The organism is Pantoea sp. BL1 (assembly GCF_000963985.1).
Lineage (GTDB): Bacteria > Pseudomonadota > Gammaproteobacteria > Enterobacterales > Enterobacteriaceae > Pantoea > Pantoea rwandensis_B.
Genome location: NZ_JZRH01000007.1, coordinates 17,130 through 35,496, shown reverse-complemented (window position 1 = coordinate 35,496; position 18,367 = coordinate 17,130). Strand labels below are relative to the sequence as shown.

The window sequence follows — 18,367 nt, the reverse complement described above, 5'->3', positions numbered from 1 at the left end:
CTTACGTCAAGCGATGCGGGAAAGTCTCAATCTAAGCGAGACGGTTTACTGCCCTACTCAGCCGTGTTTAAGCTGTTTTATTTCCCATTCTGCTTATCTCCAGGAAGGAAATAGCCCGGCCAGCCCGCAATGCTGAATTGACGTCTATGCTTAGTGTTTCCAAAAAACCTTATAAACAGAGGTGCCTTAGGCACCCAAATTTTTCTGGAGGCCGGGTATGAGCACCCCACACGATGTCAACCACCAGCAGGCTAGCGTCAAAGAAGGCGCCAAAACAGCGAACAACGATTCATCTGCGACCGCGTCGAGCAAACACGCGTTAGCCACCACACCGCCACCCGCCTTGATGCCAGTAACCTTGAAAGTGAATGGTAAAGAGCAGTCCCTGCATCTGGATACCCGCACCACGCTGCTGGATGCTTTACGCGAACATCTGCATCTTACCGGGACCAAAAAGGGCTGCGACCACGGTCAGTGCGGTGCCTGTACCGTTATCGTAGATGGGCGACGCATTAATTCATGCCTCACGCTGGCGGTGATGCAGCAGCACGCTGAGGTCACCACCATTGAAGGCCTGGGGACGCCGGACAATCTGCACCCGCTACAGGCTGCATTCATCAAACATGATGGCTATCAGTGCGGTTACTGCACGCCGGGACAGATTTGCTCTTCCGTGGCCGTTCTGAAAGAGATTGCAGACGGGATCCCCAGCCACGTCTCCTCAGACCTGCTGGAGCAGCCAACGCGGCATGCAGATGAAATTCGCGAGCGTATGAGCGGCAATATCTGCCGCTGCGGGGCCTACGCCAATATCCTCGCCGCTATTGAAGACTACGCGGAGGGTCAGACATCATGAAAGCCTTCAGCTATGAAAAAGTCACCTCTCCTCTGGAAGCCGCCAGGCGCGTACAGCAAAACCCCGGCGCAAAGTTTATTGCTGGCGGCACCAACCTGCTGGATTTAATGAAGCTGGAGATAGAAACGCCCGCTCATCTCATTGATGTGAACGGATTGGCGCTGGATAAGGTTGAGCCCACCCAGCAAGGTGGACTGCGTATCGGTGCGCTGGTGCGTAACACCGATCTTGCCGCAGACATGCGCGTGCGCAGGGATTACGCGGTTCTTTCACGTGCGTTGCTCGCGGGGGCGTCCGGTCAGTTACGTAATCAGGCCACGACCGCAGGAAATCTGCTCCAGCGCACGCGCTGCCCTTACTTCTATGACACCTATCAGCCCTGCAATAAACGTCAGCCCGGCAGCGGCTGTGCGGCGATCGGGGGTTACAGCCGTCAGCATGCCGTGGTGGGTGTCAGTAACGATTGTATCGCGACCCATCCCAGCGACATGGTCGTAGCCATGCGACTGCTGGATGCCACCATCGAAACCGTCAGCCCGGATGGCAGCGAGCGCGCAATTCCTATCAACGAATTCTACCGCACTCCTGGTCAGACGCCTCACCTTGAAACGGTGCTTAACGCTGGCGAATTTATTACCGCGGTCTTACTGCCGCCGCCGGTGGGAGGCACGCATATCTACCGTAAAGTGCGCGACCGCGCTTCTTATGCTTTTGCACTGGTTTCCATTGCCGCTATCGTACACCGAGATAACTCAGGAAGGATCGCCGTGGGCGGTGTGGCACACCAGCCCTGGCGGCGGACATCAGCAGACAGCGAGCTGCCCAAGGGTTCTCAGCCGGTTTTCGATAAGTTGTTTGAGGATGCGCAACCTACGGCGGATAACCAATTTAAGCTGATACTGGCGAAGCGCACTTTGGCTTCGGTGCTGGCAGAAGCGAGGGCAAAACCATGAAATTTGAGAAACCTGCCGGCACCAATCCTATTGACCAGCTCAGATACGTGGGACGCCCCTTAGATCGCATTGATGGTCCGCTCAAAACCACCGGTAGCGCGCCTTACGCCTATGAATGGCATGATGAAGCGCCCGGTGTCGCGTATGGGTACGTGGTGGGCAGCCCGATTGCCAAAGGAAAAATCACTTCACTCATTACCGCAGCCGCTGAAGATGCTCCGGGCGTCTTAGGCGTTGTCACGGCCAGAAACGCGGGCAAACTCGGTAAGGGAGAGATGAACACGGCAACGTTGCTGGCTGAATACCATATCGAACATTACCATCAGGCTGTGGCATTAGTTGTCGCTGAAACGTTTGAACAGGCACGTGCGGCAGCCCAGCTGGTAGAGGTTAGCTATCAGCAAGATGAAGGGGTTTACAGCCTTGAGGATGCGAAACCCTCCGTCACCTCTCCATCCGAAGATACCCCGGATAAAATCGTAGGAGATGCAGAGCGTGCCCTGAGTGAAGCGGCGTTTGTGCTGGACCAAACCTATACCACGCCGGACCAAAGCCATATGGCCATGGAACCTCATGCTTCAATGGCCATGTGGGATAAAGACAGGGTAACGGTCTGGACATCAAACCAGATGATTAACTGGTGCCGATCCGATCTCGCGAAGACCCTGAACCTGCCGCTGGAAAAAGTGCGGGTGCTGTCGCCTTATATTGGCGGGGGTTTTGGCGGAAAGTTGTTTCTGCGCAGTGATGCCCTGCTGGCTGCTTTAGGTGCGCGTGTCGTTAAACGTCCGGTAAAAGTGATGCTGCCCCGGCCAATGATCCCCAATAACACCACCCATCGACCGGCGACGATCCAGCATATTCGCATGGGTACCGACAAGTCCGGGCATATTACGGGCATTTCGCATATTAGCTGGTCGGGTAACTTGCCGAACGGTACGCCTGAGACCGCAGTACAACAGACGGAGCTCCTTTATGCCGGAGCCAACCGTCTGACGGGCCTGCGTCTGGCAACGCTTGATCTGCCGGAAGGCAATGCGATGCGGGCACCGGGTGAAGCGCCGGGATTAATGGCGCTGGAAATTGCCATTGATGAGATGGCAGAAAAAGCGGGCATCGATCCGGTGCAATTCCGCATACTGAATGATACTCAGGTTGATCCCGCCGATATTCAACGCCCCTTCTCACGCCGCCAGCTGATTGAGTGTCTGCGCACTGGTGCAGATAAATTCGGCTGGCAAAAGCGTAATGCATCACCTGCGCAGGTGAGAGACGGGCGCTGGCTGGTGGGCTTAGGTGTGGCCGCTGGATTCCGCAACAATCTCCTCGCTTCCTCCGGTGCACGGGTGCATCTGGATGCGCAAGGCATCGTCACCGTGGAAACTGACATGACGGATATTGGTACCGGTAGTTACACCATCATCGCCCAGACGGCGGCAGAAATGATGGGCGTGCCTCTCGAACAAGTCACAGTTAAACTGGGGGATTCAGATTTCCCGGTCTCAGCGGGATCGGGTGGCCAGTGGGGCGCGAATACCTCAACGGCCGGCGTTTATGCCGCCTGTGTGAAACTGCGTGAAAAAGTGTCGACAGTACTCGGCATCAATCCTGATGAAGCAGAGTTTGTAGGAGGCGAAGTGCGCTCAGGTCATCGCAGCGTGCCGCTGACTGTAGCAGCGGCTCAATGCACTCTGACGGCAGAAGACACCATTGAGTTTGGCGATCTCGATCAGCAGTATCAGCAATCCACCTTTGCCGGGCATTTTGCCGAGGTAGCCGTGGATATCTACACAGGGGAAGTGCGCGTGCGCCGCATGCTGGCTGTCTGTGCAGCGGGTCGAATACTCAACCCGAAAACCGCGCGTAGTCAGGTCATCGGCGCGATGACAATGGGCTTAGGTGGCGCACTGATGGAAGAACTCGCGGTGGATACCCGGTTGGGATTCTTTGTCAATCATGATATGGCAGCGTATGAAGTGCCGGTTCATGCTGATATTCCCGATCAGGAAGTCATCTTTCTTGAAGATACCGACCCGGTCTCTTCGCCGATGAAAGCCAAGGGCGTGGGTGAACTGGGATTATGCGGTGTTGGTGCGGCTATTGTGAATGCTATCTACAACGCGACGGGTGTCAGAGTCAGAGACTATCCAGTCACGCTGGATAAACTCCTGGAGGCATTACCGCAGATCGCTTAATGCCATCCATGCCTGTCTCAGTGGAGCCTGGACCGTATTCCCATTATCACAGCCAGCGCTGCGCGCGAATCACTACGCCATCGGTAAAACGGCTGAAGCGGAATGCGTTCGGGTTCACTGACGGCGTGCTGCTGGTCACCAGGTCAGCCATTAGCTGCCTGGCACCCCGCAGCAGGTTTTCAGTTCGCCGCAGTACAGCGACACGCAAACCCTATAAATATGGTCGATGCCGCACAAGCATTAGATCTCGCTGCGGATAAAGAGCGCGCCGCTAAGGTTCAATTGGTTTTTTGATACAGAGATTGTAGAGAAAAATAGACGCAATCGGGCGATGGAAAAACCGGGTAGGCGGGTTTTACATCGTCAGGTTCATACTTTCCCTTTGCTCCAGTACGCCATAAAGCTGACCAGAGTTTTCTCAATATTTCGCTCCCCAACCAGGTAGTGACGAATATGTTTTACCGTTGAAGACTCAGCCGCAACCCAACCATGAAACCGTTTATTCATGCTTTCTGCACTCTGCCACAGATCTTCCTGTTCGCTTTCATACGCGCAGTCATGAAACGTATTGATTGTGTCAGCAGGGATAACAGCTTGCTCTCTTACCGCGGCCAACAGTGCTTCGCCGTGAACGGTGTTTAGTTTGTCGCGTGGGAGCCAAAATACCTCAGCAAAGGCGTATTTGCTCAGGTCCACAACGTCTTTTTCTAATGGGACTTCCTGAAAGACTTGAGTTTGCGGCGGAGAAGGCATTTCAGCCATTTGCGCTAAAATCCCCTTAACCGCAGGTAGCGCTGTCTCATCAGCAATGATCAATGCTCGCTCCACCTCAGGATCGGGTTTCCACTCATATCCACCGCTGCTGGCTTCATGTTCACGATTAGGCGCAACAATCTGTAGAGAATCACCTGGGCTGGCAGATAACACCCAAGCCGATGCAGGTCCTTCTATGCCGTGAATGACAAACTCCACGTCCATTTTTCTCTCAGTCGCATTGACGTGTCGAAGCGTATAAGTGCGGAGTATTGGCCGTTGTTCAGCGGGGATGCTTTTAAGTTGATCCCACCATGCGCCGCTCTCAGTCAAATCTGAAGCAAGGCCGCTGGAAGAAGGGAGGAGTAATTTGATGCGCTGGTCCGGCCCATCCATCTTCATCTGCGCGACCTGGTCGCCAGTGAACACACAGCTCATCAGTGAAGGGGTCAGCCATCTCTTCTGCAAAAGTGTGACATTAAATATTCTATAACCGGGAACGGTGGCCATGCTTCTTTCCTGGCGCTCAGCGCTGACTTTCTGATTTAAAAATGACCACCAGCCAGAGGGTGATCATGAAGAAGATTATTGATGCACTCCATGCACCCGCCATTAAGTGGCCCTGTCCTGCCAGCCACGTAATCAAGGGTACCAACAGCGCACTGACGCCATAACCAAGCGTATGGCTGGTCGCGATCAAACCCGCTCCTTTGCCGATTGAGAGCTGCTGATTAAGCAGTAACTGATAGGCTGGCGTGGCCATGGCTGTGCCAAAAGAGGTGACGGCGATCCCGGCATATAACACCGGTAAATTGCCCATCACCATCATGGCTAAGCCTGCGATCATCAGCATGCCCGCCAAAACCAAAAGCGACGTGATGCCCAGACGCTGCGGCCTCACCACCAGAAATTGAGCCAGCAAGGTACTTACCGCGGCCAGACTCAACAGCCATGCAAGATGATAGCTAACGGCATCAGGCAGCTGGATAGAATGATGCAATAGCGGTGCAAGGCCAATCTGCATCAGACTGATAGCGACCGCCAGCAGTAAAGCCAGGCAAAGGAATGGCAACAGTTTGCTGTGGAAACGTGTGGATTGATGCGGCATGACGCCAAGAGGAGGATCCGCATATTGTCCGCCGATCAGGAGTAATGCGAACAAAGGCGCCCCGGCCATTAACCATAAAGGCGCCATGGGACTTAGACCTAAAGCAAGTGCGGCTAAAGGGGGACCCAGCAGTCTTCCACAGCTGATGCCGGAACTGATAGTCGCTAAAGCGGCCATTCGCTGCTCTGGCCCCGATCGTTGCATGGCCCATGTTTGTGCGGCAGGCACCAAGCCCGATACAGTCAGGCCGTAAATGACGCGGGAGAGAATTAAGCCCATCAGCCCCAGACCCGCACCGAGAGCGTGTTGTGACATCAGACCTACCACAGCAGCCAGTGCGCCAAAGCTCAACAAATATCCGGTCAGAGCCGCGACGACCACGAACTTGCAGCCCCTCACTTCGGATACTTTCCCCCACCAAGGCGAAGCAGGCAGAAAGAGCATGGAACCAAAGAGCAGTAATCCTGCCCAGGTGGAAAGGGTAAGGCCCGTCAAGTCCACCAAATGGGGCAGAACAACTAATAAGCCATTCTGTCCAATCCCCAACAAACCGGCACATAAAGCCAGTGGCCAAGAGGATTTTCTTACCACCCTCAAACTAAACAAAACTGAAATGACTGACATTAATTTGTAAAGACACCGTTAAATACAGGGATATATATGACTTAAGATGTATGTAAATATTGCAAAAACAGTTGTCAATGTAAATGAAATACTTATCATAACGATAATCATTATCAGTTGATCTGCGAGATTATCTTATGAATTATCTATCTCGGACGTCGGAAGTAGACGTGGCGGCGCAATGTTTTCTCAACGCACTTTTCCGTGAAACACGTGACTGGAAACATCTCACGGAGGCGCCTCCACTGCAAAATGAACACATCCTTTTGCCGCTATCGTCTTCTCATACCCTCTGTTTTCCACTGCGTTATTTTTCCCCTACTCAACATCATCAGTATCAATTCCCAGCCCTGCTCATTAGCCCGGAATTCCCGGTGGGTGAGCCAGTCAGTTTTGAACAATGGGTGCCACTGATCCTGGCAAAACCGGCCATAAGAACGGAATTGAAAAGCAACGCCATTGAACGGTTCCAACATCGGGTGCAGGAAAGCCATACCAATACCTGGCATGCAATCAATCTGCGTCATCGCTGGCCAGCTTTGCGGCAACAACCGCTCTCATTTTCAGACGCCGAACAAGCGCTGCTGGTGGGACACGCTTTTCATCCTGCGCCTAAATCGCATGAGCCATTCAGTGAATCAGAGGCGCGGCGTTATCTGCCTGATTTTGGCTCACGCTTTCCGCTGCGTTGGTTATCCGTTGAAAAGCAGTACATTGCTGGCGAGAGCCTCGGGCTGACGTTACGCGCACGACTGTTTCGCTTCACCGCCCAAAATGCGCCAGATCTGTTACACCATTTCACCGATACGCATTGGCTGGTGCCGATGCATCCCTGGCAGGCACAGCATCTGCTATCGCAATCATGGTGCCAGCAACTGGTCGCGCAAGGGGCATTGGTCGATTTAGGGGAAGCCGGCAGCGAATGGTTCCCCACCAGCTCGTCCCGTTCGCTTTACTCTCCCGCCAGCAACGACATGATCAAATTTTCACTCAGCGTACGTCTGACAAATTCTGTTCGCACATTGTCGGTGAAGGAGGTGAAACGCGGTATGCGCCTTGCTCGTCTTGCTCAGACAGCGCAATGGCAAACGATGCAGATGCAACATCCCACGATGCGGGTCATGCAAGAAGACGGCTGGGCCGGTTTGCGCGATGTGGAAGGTGTCATCCAGGAAGAGAGTCTGATGGCACTGAGGGTAAACCTGCTTTTCGACACTCCGGAAACGCAGACTAATGTGCTGGTAAGTCTTACACAGGCTGCACCTGACGGAGGCGATAGCCTGCTGGCAGCGGCAGTGCGCAGGTTAAGCGTCAGGCTGGGATTATCTTTACCGCAGGCAGCGCAGTGCTGGCTCAACGCCTATTGCGATCACGTGCTGCTGCCCGTGTTTAGCGCTGAAGCAAACTTCGGTTTGGTGCTGCTGGCGCACCAACAAAACATTCTGGTGGAGATGCAGCAAGATCTCCCCATCGGCCTGCTTTATCGCGACTGCCAGGGAAGCGGCTTCACGGAAAATGCCAGCAACTGGCTCGCCGAAATTGATGAAACCGATGCCGAAAATCACTTCAGTTGGGATCAGGTGCTGCGTTATTTCCCTTATTACCTGTTAGTAAACTCGACCCTTGCCGTGACCGCGGCGCTGGGTGCTGCGGGTTTCTCCACTGAGCTTCTTCTGATGGAAAAGGTGCGCGACAAACTGGCGGCGTTACGCAACAGCGTCAGCGATACCCGCACCCTGGATTACGTTCTCGATAGCAAACACTGGAACTGCAAAGGCAACTTCCATTGTTACCTCCACGATCATAACGAAAACACCATCGTCGATCCGGCGGTGATCTACTTCGATTTCCAGAATCCGTTTTACAGGGAGAAGTCATGATGCCGCAGGCAAACATTGTTCATGTTAATCAGGGGTTCTACTGTTCTCAAACCGAGCAGTTCTTACCCTTGATGCTGGGACTGGATAACAGCGCATCATTGCCGCTGATCCCCTCTATGCCTGATGGCTGGCTTGTTGACGTCATCGACCAGTTATTGGTCGCAGCGCCACAGCTAAGCGGTATCCACCTTCCCTGGGAACAGTGGCAACACGAAACGCAGGCGCAGAAATTATTTGACGCGGTCAACGGCGACTTCTTCTCGCGTGAGACTTTCTGGCAGCTGCCACTCTGGTGCAGAAGCGAACCCGCAGTAGCCCGCGGGAAGATGCAGTTTGACCAGGAGCGTCAGCTCTATTATCCCGTGCGCCCTGCCCGTCCGGAAGGCGAAGTTTATCGCCGTTACGATCCCCAGATTAAGCGGACACTCAGTTTCCGCGTAGCAGACATTGCACAAGACGCCGAGCGCTTTACTCGCTGGATGAACGATCCCCGTGTCAATGCCTTCTGGGAAATGGCCGCGCCGCAGCCAGAACTGGAAACTTACCTGCGTAAACAGCTTGATTCAGGTTACTGCTATCCGCTGATAGGTTGTTTCGACGATCAACCTTTTGGATATTTCGAAGTTTACTGGGCGGCTGAAGATCGTATCGGTCGCCATTATCGCTGGCAGCCCTACGATCGTGGCCTGCATATGCTGGTGGGTGAAGAAACGTGGCGAGGTGCGCACCATATCCGCAGTTGGTTACGCGGACTGACGCATTTTCTGTTCCTGGACGAATCCCGTACCCAGCGCGTCGTGGCTGAACCCCGCTTCGACAATCAACGTCTTTTCCGTCACCTCCCGGTAGCGGGCTATCACACCCTCAAGGAATTCGACTTTCCGCATAAACGCTCCCGTCTGGTGATGAGTGAGCGCCACCGCTTCTTTACGGAGGTGGGCTTGTGATGTGGGAGCAGGTCAATCGCGAGATGATCGCCAAAATTCTCGCTGAGCTTGAGTATGAGCGTGCGCTGCATGCCAGCGAAGAAAGTTCCGGCCGCTGGGCCATCGTCGTGGGTGCCGTGCGATGGGACTTTACGGCCAGCCGCAGTATCTGGGGCTGGTTGCACATCGTGCCCGACTCACTCAGCGGCGGACCCGTGGAGGCCGATGCCCTGTTGTATCAACTGGCGACGGTGCTGGAGATGAGCGATGCCCAGACAGCTGAACACCTGGAAGACCTCTACGCAACGCTTCGTGGTGATATGCAACTTAGGGAAGCGCGTCAGTCTCTGACTGCGGACGATCTGATTGATCTCGATCCTGATGAACTACAATGCCTGCTCAGCGGGCATCCAAAGTTCATTTTCAATAAGGGTCGCCGCGGATGGGGAATCGATGCATTACGCGCCTATGCCCCGGAGTACCGGAATCGATTTCGTCTGCACTGGATAGCGGTGCGGCGGGATAAGTTCGTCTGGAGTCAGGACCAAAACTGCGATATCGCAGGGTTAATCTCCAGCGCCATGGACAGCGCCGAGCTAACGCGTTTCCGCCAATGCTGGCAGTCTTTTCAGCTCGACGATAGCTGGATTGCGGTGCCCGTTCACCCGTGGCAGTGGCATCAAAAAATCGCCATCCACTTCCTGCCTTATCTGGCTCGCCGTGACATGGTCGAGCTGGGGGAATTTGGGGATAGCTATCTGGCGCAGCAATCATTGCGCACGCTGACCAATGTAAGCCGCGTCGCGCGCTTTGATATCAAACTACCGCTGACCATTTACAACACCTCCTGCTATCGCGGCATTCCTGGTAAATACATTGCCGCCGGGCCGCTGGCCTCTGGCTGGTTGAAGCAGCAATTTGCACAAGATGAGACGCTACGTGCAACGGGCGCGCAAATCCTCGCCGAACCGGCCGCAGGGTATCTGGCGCACGAAAGTTACGCCGCGCTGGCTGGTGCACCTTATCGCTATCAGGAGATGCTCGGTGTCATCTGGCGCGAAAATCCCTCCTGTTATCTGCAACAAGGCGAGCAGGCGGTGCTAATGGCCGCATTGATGGAGACGGATAACGCCGGATATCCGCTAATTAGCGCCTGGATTGCACGCTCAACGCTGGATGCAGAAAGCTGGCTGAGCCGCATGTTTAAAGTCGCGGTGATCCCTTTCTATCACCTGATGTGTCGTTATGGCGTTGCGCTCATTGCCCATGGGCAAAATGTCACGCTGGTGATGAAAGACAACATTCCGCAGCGCATCCTGCTTAAAGACTTCCAGGGCGATATGCGTCTGGTCGACGACGCATTTCCGGAAGCGTCATCTCTGCCTGAATCCGTTAAGGAAGTGACCGCCCGACTCAGCGCTGACTACCTAATCCATGACTTACAGACCGGACACTTTGTCACCGTGCTGCGTTTCATCTCCCGACTCACGCTTCAGTCCGGTATCAGAGAGCCGCATTTTTACCGACTGCTTGCCAGAGTGCTTCAGCAATATATGGAGAAGCATCCGGCCATGGCTGATCGTTTCGCGTTATTCGACCTGTTCAAACCGCAAATCATCCGCGTTGTTCTCAACCCAGTAAAACTGACTTTTTCTGAGCATGACGGTGGCAGCCGCATGTTGCCAAATTACCTTACCGATCTTGATAACCCCCTCTATCTGGCCACCCGGGAGTCAGAATCATGAAAACCTACGATTTTATTGGCATCGGCATTGGGCCTTTCAACCTCAGCGTCGCCGCACTGGCTGAAGGCCTGGAAGGATTTACGTCTCTATTTCTTGAACGCAAACCCCACTTTGCGTGGCATCCCGGCATGATGGTGCCGGATTGTGCCATGCAAACCAGTTTCCTCAAGGATTTAGTGAGTGCGGTTGAACCCACCAATCGCTACAGCTTTGTTAACTATCTTGTCCAGCGGAAAAAATTCTACCGTTTCCTGACCACCGAACAGCGAACGGTGTCACGCGAGGAGTTTTCAGACTACCTCTCCTGGGCCGCGGCTCGCCTGAGCAATCTGGCATTCAGCCAGGCGGTAACGCGTGTCAGTTTTAATGACGCAACTCAGCTTTTCACCGTAGAAACCGCTCAGGATCGCTATCACGCACGCCATGTGTGCCTGGGGATTGGTAAACAGGCAAGTCTGCCTGGATGCGTTTCAGAGCAGAGCGATCGCTGCTTCCATGCCAGCGAAATGATGCTTCGCAGGCCGGACCTTAAAGGTAAACGCGTCACTATTGTGGGTGGAGGTCAAAGCGGAGCCGATCTGTTTCTGAATATCTTTCGCGGTGAATGGGGCCAGCCCGCCGCCCTGAATTGGGTTTCCCGCCGTAATAACTTCAACGCGCTGGATGAAGCCGCCTTTGCCAATGAGTATTTCACTCCGGAATACCTGGAGAGTTTCTCCACCTTAGGTGAAAGCGCTCGCCAGCAGATGTTGAACGAACAAAAAATGACATCGGATGGCATTACCACAGAATCGCTGCTCGCTATCTACCGGGCGATGTACCACCGCTTTGAAGTTCTGCGTGAACAGCCCTGGGCGCATCTGATGCCATCTCGTTCGGTCACCCATATTGCAAATCAACAGGATCACTCACAGCTGACACTGCGTCATCAGCTCGACCATGGCGAAGAGCAGCTGGCCACCGATGTGGTGATATTTGCTACCGGCTATCGCCCAGCTCGTCCCGCTTTTCTGGCGCCTGTTGCACATCGGTTGCAGCTGGATCCAGATGAGAATTTCCAAATCAACACCGATTTCACCCTTAACTGGGATGGGCCAAACAGTAACAGCCTTTTTGCCGTCAATGCCGGGATGCAAAGCCTGGGCATTGCAGAACCCCAGCTTAGCCTGATGGCTTGGCGAGCTGCACGCATTCTTAATCGTGCGCACCCAGATGAGCCTTTCGAGCTGGCTACAACCCCTGGCGTTATCCAATGGCGAACACAGCAGCCAGAGGTGCAGGGTCAGGAACGTCAACGTACCGTTAATTCAGTTCTGTATTGAACACTTCATCGGAAAAAAATAAAAAATGAAACAGCCGTATCTCTGGGTATTAAAACCGTGTTTGCTCGCTATGCTCACTTCAAGCGCCTGGGCTGAAGAGACAAAGGAAGATCAAATGGTGGTCTCCGCCAGCCGCTCCCACCGTAGCGTCGCGGAAATGGCACAGACCACATGGATTATTGAGCAGGCCGAAATTGAGCAGCAGGTTCAGGGCGGTAAAGAGTTAAAGGAAGTACTGGCGCAGCTCATTCCGGGCATGGATGTCAGTAGCCAGGGGCGAACCAATTACGGCATGAACATGCGGGGACGTTCAATGATGGTGATGGTGGACGGCGTTCGCCTGAATTCATCACGCAGCGACAGCCGCCAGCTTGATTCCATCGATCCATTTAATATTGAGCGTATTGAAGTGATTTCAGGCGCCACGTCACTCTATGGCGGCGGCAGTACCGGCGGCCTGATCAATATCGTCACTAAAAAAGGTCAGACGGGTAGCGAAGTTGAATTACAGACCGGTGCCAAAAGTGGCTTCAACAGCCATAACGATCATGATGAGAATATCGGTGCCGCGGTAAGTGGCGGGAATGATAAAGCATCCGGTCGGTTGTCAGTGGCGTATCAGCGTTACGGCGGCTGGTATGATGGCAAAGGCGATGAGGTGATCATTGATAATACCCAGACCGGGCTGCAGTACTCCAATCGTATGGATATCATGGGCACGGGAACGCTGAATATCGATGAAAACCAGCAGTTGCAGCTCACCACGCAGTATTTCAAAAGCGAATCTGATGGCAAGCATGGACTGTATCTGGGTGAAAATTTTTCCGCTGTAACCGGTTCTGCTAACGCTTACAACTCTGGCAATCTCAACTCCGATCGTTTGCCTGGCACTGAACGCCATCTGATCAACCTGCAATATTCTAATACCGATTTTCTCGGCCAGGATCTGGTGGCACAGATTTACTATCGTGATGAAAACCTCACGTTCTACCCCTTCCCTACGCTCAGCGGTGGCCGGGTAACCAGTATTGGCGCCTCACAGCAGAAAACCGATTTCTACGGCGGTAAACTGACCCTCAACAGTAAACCCCTGGATGCATTGACGCTGAATTACGGCGTAGATGCTGACCATGAAACGTTTGATGCCAACCAGCAGTTCTTTAACCTGAACACCGCGGCACAAAGTGGTGGAATGACCCTGGAAAATGCCTATAACGTCGGGCGCTATCCAGGCTACAGCATCACTAATCTGGCGCCCTTCTTGCAATCCAGTTATGACATAGATGCCATCACGCTCAGCGGTGGTGTTCGTTACCAATATACGAAGAACAAAGTCGATGACTTTGTTGGCTACGCCCAGCAGCAAGCCATTGCGACCGGTCGGGCAACCTCGGCTGATGCCGTTCCAGGTGGCTCAACGGACTATAATAATTTGCTGTTTAATGCCGGGATTTTGGGACGCATAACCGAGCGCCAGCAGGTATGGTTTAACTTCTCGCAGGGCTTTGAAATACCCGATTTGGCGAAATATTATGGTTCTGGCACTTACCAATTGGCTAACGGCCATTACAACCTGACTAACAGCGTTAACGTCAATGACTCCAAACTGGATGGCATTAAAGTTGATGCTTACGAGCTTGGCTGGCGTTATACCGGAGATAATCTGCGTACCCAGCTGGCGGCTTATTATTCGCTCTCTGATAAAACCATCAGCATTAATAAAACCGATATGACCATTAATCTGGATGACGATAAGCGCCGGATTTATGGTGTTGAAGGGCAAGTTGATTATTTCTTTAATGACAGCGAGTGGAGCACGGGTTCTAACTTCAACATTATAAAATCTGAAACTCGCGTCGATGGAAAATGGGAAAAGTTGACAATTGACAGTGCAAGCCCATCTAAAGTCAGTGCCTGGTTAAATTGGGCCCCGGGTGACTGGAGCCTGAGAGTTCAAAGCACCCAGACTTTCGATGTTTCAGATGCTGATGGCAAGAAGATCAATGGCTATAACACCGTTGATTTCTTAGGCAGTTACGCTTTGCCAGTTGGAAAGCTCAGTTTCAGCGTGGAAAACCTATTAGACAAAGATTATACCACCGCATGGGGACAGCGCGCTCCAGGGCTTTACAGCCCAACCTATGGCGACGCCGGACTTTATACCTATAAGGGCCGCGGCAGAACATTCGGTCTTAATTATTCAGTTATATTCTGATTTTTAAGCAGTCATTAGCGCGAGCTAATGACTTTTTATTTATCGTTTTAACTGATATTTATTTTACACAGAAAACAGCCGCCAATTTGACCAAGCTCAGTTGCGCCAACCGCAAGCTTGCCACTCTCATCCAAAGTCATTAGCCTTTTACTAACGCAAAGCCGCGAATTATTTTGTGAGAAAATTATGGATCCCTTATCTGATGTTCTTCAACTACTCGCTGCCCAAAGTTCTGTCACCACAGGACAGTCTGCAGGGTCTCACTGGTCTATGCGGTATCCTGGGTTTGAAGGCATGAAATTCATCTCGATCCGAAAAGGTCACTTGTGGTTTCGACTGGATGAGCACGTTAATCCTGCGGTCAAAGCGCAGAGAGATGGATGCAAAACGAAAGTTAAAAATACGCGGAGTAATCCGGCGGGCTAATACGATCAACCGGATGCACCACTTTAATTTCATCAGCGCTTATACATAATCCTAAATTTCCAGTTAACGACCAGCATGTCCTGATCCTGCCTACGCGTGCCGGTAATATTGATAAGATAGGTCACGTTCTTCCAGCCAGGGTGACACCTTTTGCCACGCTCTCAGACAGTTGATAACTTAGCCCCAGTTCGCGAACCCATTCATTCTAATTGCCACTGGCGCTGGATACGAGCTCATGACTACCCGAAACATAGCTGCTATTAAAACTGATTCCAGGAAAACCCAGCGTGTACAGTTTTGCAGTGGAACGTAGGACCAGCGCTCGCTCATGTGCAGTTTTAAATTTAGATAACGGCGACTCGCTCACAAGCTAATTTGCGCTGCCGGATGTTACAGTTGATACGCCATCAACCGACTGACCCGAATCGAGGTAAGGCTAGCCACTCGGCCCCGTTAGCTGCTGATAACCCACACCAAACGTGCTGCCCCACGCTGACTAAGATGCAATGCTGCCGTATGCGTTGTTATCAACACTTCCGCCGTACTCATTGCCATTACTCCGGCTGTTGAAACAGCGCAAATCTGCTTTCAGTTTTCCCGGGCCCGACGACAACGTCTTGGTCATACCGACATAATTCTGCTGGTGGAAATCACTAAGCTGCGTAAAGTAGCCACTAAGTTCTAGCTGTTTTACTTGCGTGTAACTGCCACCGGCATAATTGAAGCCAGAGCTGAATACACTCTATTTATCCGTGGCTTTCAATAGCTGATAATGACTTAGGTTACGTCCTCGAACACGATCAATAAAAATCGGCATCCAGTACCAGATTACAACGTCGGTAGAATGCTATTTATCAGGTTAGTCGTCAGGGGGCGGTTGTTAAATCGGCTCTATCTTGCCAGGGTGGGATAATGATTAACTTAAAATTAAAATCGATCAACACATGCCTTGAGGTGTTTTTAATCCAAAAAAGCAGTCTACTGCATGGTGAGATTTAGTCATTAACACTGATGACATTCCTTAAATTCAACCTAACACCCCCTGCTAAGTCATATCCACTTCAGGAAATGGATACAGGCGATGGAGTTAAATGATGAATATGCTGCCAGACATCCCACTCTTCATAGGGGCCTGTTTTCCCTTTCCCTGCATAGAGAAATCGCTGGGGATTACGTGTCCTTCTTCCCTTTAAAACAGCATGAAACCTGAACTTATTGAAACTTCCTGTCACAGGATTATAAGTTTCAATATGAGTGCTGCTGCGGGATACTTTTTTAATAAAGGGTTGCTGGCCCTCGCTAAAAATGATTCAATCGTCCATATATCCTCCCGTTGATTACCCTTATTAACTTTAATCTCTATTTGATTAATGGCGATAGGGAATCATCCTATAATTTCACTCTCATAATGTATACAAGGGACATTATTGAGCCACATGCACCTTCGCATCACTGCCTCGAATTTAATGATTAACGTTCATGGAAAAGTCATTTATTAATGCCTTCCGTAACACTTTGTGAAATGTTATTTACTCACAGAAATTAACTATCGGCATTGACCTCAATATAAATATCTCTCCCCAACAGCTAATTCTCCCTATCATACTTCACAGAAGCTATCCCTTAACTCCCCTCCTCAAACGCCGACTTAACCGCCACCACAATCTTTTCCGCCCTTGCAGCATCCTCCAACTGTGGATACTCCTTCCTCAGCTTCCCCGACACCTGCCAGCCATTTTCCTTCAATGACCGAATAATGCGATTTGCATCCTGATCCGGCATCTCCAGCACTTCTTTCAGTCTCTCCTGCGCCTGCTGGAAAATCGTCAACACTCTGGCTTCATCGGCCATTTCCACGCGTACGGTGTGCTCAATCACTTTAGCGGTGTACAGCACGTGCGAGGTTAAATCCGGATAGCGCCAGGCGAAACGGGCATCATCATAATCAGAGAAAGAGAAGTTGCTCGGTGTACCATCGTCATACATCACGATCTCACCGAAATGGCAGGAGGTCGCGTAGCGGCGCATCAGGCGTTTTGAAAACACTTCAAGTGTGCGGTCATAGCCCACGCGGAAATCCAGTGAGCTGGTGATACTGGCCGAGACCGGCAGAATAACGCCCTCAGGGATGGCGCCGTCGCGTATCAATACGTCATTAATCAGGAAGCGGTGAATACGACCATTCCCGTCGCGCATCGGATGAATATAGACAAAGCCGAAAGCAATCACGCCCGCTCTTGCCAGGGGCTCGGCGCCACGCGTGGCGAGCTCAAATTCTTGTAATCCACGCATAAACTGCGGCAGGTCTTCAAATTGTGGCGCCACGTAATGCACGATGTCCTCGCGCATCGTGGCCTGTCCGACAAACACCGGCGAGCGTCGCAGCCCTAAACCGAGGGCATCATGGCCTAGAATCCCTTTTTGCAGAATATGCAGGCTTTCGTCACTGAGTGGATCGTCGATTTGGCCGCAATATTGCGCGATCACATGCGCGAAACGCTGAATACGATCGGCCTGTTCTGCCTCTTTCTCAATCAAAAAGCTGGCCCGGGATTCCTTGAAGGTCAGCCAGCTGGCGGTTCGCAGCAGAATGTCTGCGCCAAAGGTATCATCCAGTTCATGCAGTGCTGCCGTGACATCAAAGGCAATGGCATTCTCAACCTCAGGCGTGCGGCGCATCACAGGACAAAAGTCAGGCGAGCCGGGTAAGTTATCGTTGATACGCCAGCGTTTATTCTTGATTGCTGCAGTTCGCGTCAGATAGTCCTTCGCGGAGATCGCCGCAACATAGCCGCCGTTGGCCACATCAGGCACGTTAGTGAGCCTATTACCCGTCAGCCACTCATAGAGAAATCCGGTGCGACGTGCGTACTGGCCAAAGGGTTCTCGCAGGCACCAGCTTTCAATCGGTTCAGGGCCGATGGCAGCGAAAAGGCGGGCAAAAAACTCCAGATGGATCTCTTCATATTTGAGGCCGAAAGCAAAATGGCCTGAGAAGCTATCATCAGGCTGATAGCTGGTAGGATAGCGCTTCTCGATGCGTCCCTGGTTCTCATGCGTGGCACGAACCGTGCTAATAGATGATTCCACCCGCAGTGGCTGAACCAGTTCAATGTGATAGCGCTTGCAGAGCGCCTTAAATCCCACCAGCATCAGCTGAATCCTTTAACATGCAATTGAAAACGATAATTTATACGCACTATAGCGCGAAAATAATAATTTCGCGATGCAACCTCGATAACACCTGACTAAATATGCTAATAAAACCTCAATTTCCGATGAAAACGATAATCCTCAGGCAGGAAGAATAGCAGGGCTGGCTCTAAACAAACTTTTGCTATAGTCATCACTTCCAATGAAAAGT

Annotated in this window: 12 protein-coding genes and 1 pseudogene; 9 read left to right on the top strand and 4 right to left on the bottom strand. The window is 52.1% G+C overall.

Annotated features, from left to right (window positions below):
• The first annotated feature begins 217 nt into the window (after positions 1 to 217).
• The 3 genes from paoA to paoC are packed head-to-tail and all read left to right on the top strand — an operon-like array spanning position 218 to position 4,004.
• Entirely contained in the window at positions 218 to 856 is a 639-nt protein-coding gene (gene paoA / locus VH86_RS04725) for an aldehyde dehydrogenase iron-sulfur subunit PaoA (protein ID WP_045814961.1), read from the top strand.
• The gene (locus VH86_RS04720; RefSeq protein WP_045832093.1) at positions 853 to 1,809 is read left to right on the top strand and encodes a xanthine dehydrogenase family protein subunit M; all 957 of its coding nucleotides are present in this window, start codon (positions 853 to 855) and stop codon (positions 1,807 to 1,809) included. The genes paoA and VH86_RS04720 overlap by 4 nt, the downstream gene beginning before the upstream one ends.
• Positions 1,806 to 4,004 carry an aldehyde oxidoreductase molybdenum-binding subunit PaoC gene (paoC, locus tag VH86_RS04715; protein ID WP_045832092.1) on the top strand — a complete coding sequence of 733 codons (2,199 nt, stop codon included), beginning with the start codon at positions 1,806 to 1,808 and terminating at the stop codon, positions 4,002 to 4,004. Before VH86_RS04720 ends, paoC begins: the two co-directional genes overlap by 4 nt.
• 369 nt (positions 4,005 to 4,373) lie before the next feature.
• Here the strand turns inward: paoC and VH86_RS04710 are convergent, their stop codons facing one another.
• Both VH86_RS04710 and VH86_RS04705 read right to left on the bottom strand, forming a co-directional pair.
• Entirely contained in the window at positions 4,374 to 5,267 is an 894-nt protein-coding gene (locus VH86_RS04710) for a siderophore-interacting protein (RefSeq protein ID WP_045832091.1), read from the bottom strand.
• 16 nt (positions 5,268 to 5,283) lie between these two features.
• The gene (locus VH86_RS04705) at positions 5,284 to 6,489 is read right to left on the bottom strand and encodes an MFS transporter (protein WP_045832090.1); all 1,206 of its coding nucleotides are present in this window, start codon (positions 6,487 to 6,489) and stop codon (positions 5,284 to 5,286) included.
• 137 nt (positions 6,490 to 6,626) lie between these two features.
• Here VH86_RS04705 and VH86_RS04700 point away from each other — a divergent pair, with 137 nt between their 5' ends.
• The 6 genes from VH86_RS04700 to VH86_RS24935 all read left to right on the top strand — a co-directional run bounded on the left by VH86_RS04700 (position 6,627) and on the right by VH86_RS24935 (position 15,003).
• Positions 6,627 to 8,369, top strand: a complete 1,743-nt coding sequence (locus VH86_RS04700) for an IucA/IucC family siderophore biosynthesis protein (RefSeq protein ID WP_045832089.1) — start codon at positions 6,627 to 6,629, stop codon at positions 8,367 to 8,369.
• Positions 8,369 to 9,316, top strand: coding sequence for a GNAT family N-acetyltransferase (locus VH86_RS04695; RefSeq protein ID WP_045814988.1), 948 nt, complete (start codon positions 8,369 to 8,371; stop codon positions 9,314 to 9,316). Before VH86_RS04700 ends, VH86_RS04695 begins: the two co-directional genes overlap by 1 nt.
• A complete protein-coding gene (iucC, locus tag VH86_RS04690) occupies positions 9,316 to 11,040 on the top strand; it encodes an IucA/IucC family siderophore biosynthesis protein (protein WP_045832088.1) in 1,725 nt (574 codons plus the stop codon). Before VH86_RS04695 ends, iucC begins: the two co-directional genes overlap by 1 nt.
• Positions 11,037 to 12,362 (top strand): lysine N(6)-hydroxylase/L-ornithine N(5)-oxygenase family protein, encoded by a 1,326-nt coding sequence (locus tag VH86_RS04685; RefSeq protein WP_045832087.1) that lies wholly within the window; start codon positions 11,037 to 11,039, stop codon positions 12,360 to 12,362. Before iucC ends, VH86_RS04685 begins: the two co-directional genes overlap by 4 nt.
• A 25-nt stretch (positions 12,363 to 12,387) precedes the next feature.
• Complete coding sequence (locus tag VH86_RS04680) at positions 12,388 to 14,577, top strand: TonB-dependent siderophore receptor (RefSeq protein WP_045832086.1); 2,190 nt, start codon at positions 12,388 to 12,390, stop codon at positions 14,575 to 14,577.
• A gap of 186 nt (positions 14,578 to 14,763) precedes the next feature.
• Positions 14,764 to 15,003 (top strand): cupin domain-containing protein, encoded by a 240-nt coding sequence (locus VH86_RS24935; RefSeq protein WP_072050578.1) that lies wholly within the window; start codon positions 14,764 to 14,766, stop codon positions 15,001 to 15,003.
• 205 nt (positions 15,004 to 15,208) lie between these two features.
• Here the strand turns inward: VH86_RS24935 and VH86_RS26325 are convergent.
• Positions 15,209 to 15,724, bottom strand: a pseudogene (locus VH86_RS26325) (OprD family outer membrane porin); the annotation flags it as partial.
• A gap of 902 nt (positions 15,725 to 16,626) precedes the next feature.
• Positions 16,627 to 18,156 carry a Fic family protein gene (locus tag VH86_RS04675; protein ID WP_045832085.1) on the bottom strand — a complete coding sequence of 510 codons (1,530 nt, stop codon included), beginning with the start codon at positions 18,154 to 18,156 and terminating at the stop codon, positions 16,627 to 16,629.
• Between the last annotated feature and the right edge of the window lie 211 nt (positions 18,157 to 18,367).

Coding starts and splice junctions, on each gene's coding strand:
- VH86_RS04720 (WP_045832093.1), top strand. CDS start 853: ATGAAAGCCTTCAGCTATGAAAAAGTCACCTCTCCTCTGGAAGCCGCC.
- VH86_RS04710 (WP_045832091.1), bottom strand. CDS start 5,267: ATGGCCACCGTTCCCGGTTATAGAATATTTAATGTCACACTTTTGCAG.
- iucC (WP_045832088.1), top strand. CDS start 9,316: ATGTGGGAGCAGGTCAATCGCGAGATGATCGCCAAAATTCTCGCTGAG.
- VH86_RS04680 (WP_045832086.1), top strand. CDS start 12,388: ATGAAACAGCCGTATCTCTGGGTATTAAAACCGTGTTTGCTCGCTATG.
- VH86_RS04695 (WP_045814988.1), top strand. CDS start 8,369: ATGCCGCAGGCAAACATTGTTCATGTTAATCAGGGGTTCTACTGTTCT.
- VH86_RS04700 (WP_045832089.1), top strand. CDS start 6,627: ATGAATTATCTATCTCGGACGTCGGAAGTAGACGTGGCGGCGCAATGT.
- VH86_RS24935 (WP_072050578.1), top strand. CDS start 14,764: ATGGATCCCTTATCTGATGTTCTTCAACTACTCGCTGCCCAAAGTTCT.
- paoC (WP_045832092.1), top strand. CDS start 1,806: ATGAAATTTGAGAAACCTGCCGGCACCAATCCTATTGACCAGCTCAGA.
- VH86_RS04675 (WP_045832085.1), bottom strand. CDS start 18,156: ATGCTGGTGGGATTTAAGGCGCTCTGCAAGCGCTATCACATTGAACTG.
- VH86_RS04705 (WP_045832090.1), bottom strand. CDS start 6,489: ATGTCAGTCATTTCAGTTTTGTTTAGTTTGAGGGTGGTAAGAAAATCC.
- paoA (WP_045814961.1), top strand. CDS start 218: ATGAGCACCCCACACGATGTCAACCACCAGCAGGCTAGCGTCAAAGAA.
- VH86_RS04685 (WP_045832087.1), top strand. CDS start 11,037: ATGAAAACCTACGATTTTATTGGCATCGGCATTGGGCCTTTCAACCTC.